The organism is Bradyrhizobium sp. WYCCWR 12699, from assembly GCF_032144035.1.
In the GTDB taxonomy this organism is placed as follows: Bacteria; Pseudomonadota; Alphaproteobacteria; order Rhizobiales; family Xanthobacteraceae; genus Bradyrhizobium.
Map to the genome: position 1 here is coordinate 1 of NZ_JAVTJN010000020.1, position 730 is coordinate 730.

Genomic DNA, 730 nt, shown 5'->3' on the forward strand with positions numbered 1-730 from the left:
CCCGCCCGGCGAACCGGGCGGGGCTTGGCGGAGGATCTCACTCGCCGTTCTTGCGCGGCCGGGACCAGAGCAGGTTGTAGCCCTCGCCACCTTCGTCGTCGAACAGGCTCGCGTAGATCGGCGCGTTGAAGGAGGGATCGTCAAGCTTGATCGAGAGGTAGTCGCGGCCCTCTTCGGAGCGCTTCGACCAGGCTGCGCCGATCTCGGCCCGACCCACATAGATGCGGTGGCTGGGCGCGTTCTCGTTGGAGCGGTTGGTCTCGGCGACGATGCGGACGCCCCTAGCCTGCAAGCTCAGCGTGACGATCTCGCCCTGGAAATCATTGCCGACCTTCTTGAAAGTTCCGATATTAGCCATCTTGCTTCTCCGTTGTGTTTCGAGCCCGCGACCACCGCGGCCTCGATGGCGATCTCAAGGGCGAGGACGATCGGCGACGCACCCGCTCGCGGGCTGAAGCGCAGCGGAGGACGCCGTTGAAGAGACTTTCTTGTCTCGCGAGGAATGGGCGTGAGCCCAGGGGAAGAAAGTCGCAGCAACGGCGTTGCGGCTCAGCCGATCGAGGCGCAGCCGGTCTTCGGCCAGATCGAGCCATCAAAGAGGCCTCGTGCGTCCGCGTGCTGAACCTCAAACCCGGGGAGAAGCTTGGCGAATTTCGGTTCCTCTGCACAAGAGGTCGGAACGGTTCGGGAAGGAAGAGAAACAATCTGCGGGAATGGGCGGCATCGTCCC

The 730-nt window shown here is 63.7% G+C and carries 2 protein-coding genes; both read right to left on the minus strand.

Translation table 11 applies throughout. From position 1 onward, the window contains the following. Window positions 1–37: 37 nt before the first annotated feature. A complete protein-coding gene (locus RPS27_RS09075) occupies window positions 38–358 on the minus strand; it encodes a DUF736 domain-containing protein (protein ID WP_128929802.1) in 321 nt (106 codons plus the stop codon). A 191-nt stretch (window positions 359–549) separates the two neighbouring features. Further along, on the minus strand, window positions 550–730 hold a 181-nt coding region (locus tag RPS27_RS09080; protein ID WP_128958821.1), incomplete at its 5' end, for a hypothetical protein.

Bases quoted from the DNA above. Each gene is read 5' to 3' on its own strand.
- RPS27_RS09075 (WP_128929802.1), bottom strand. From the start codon at position 358: ATGGCTAATATCGGAACTTTCAAGAAGGTCGGCAATGATTTCCAGGGC.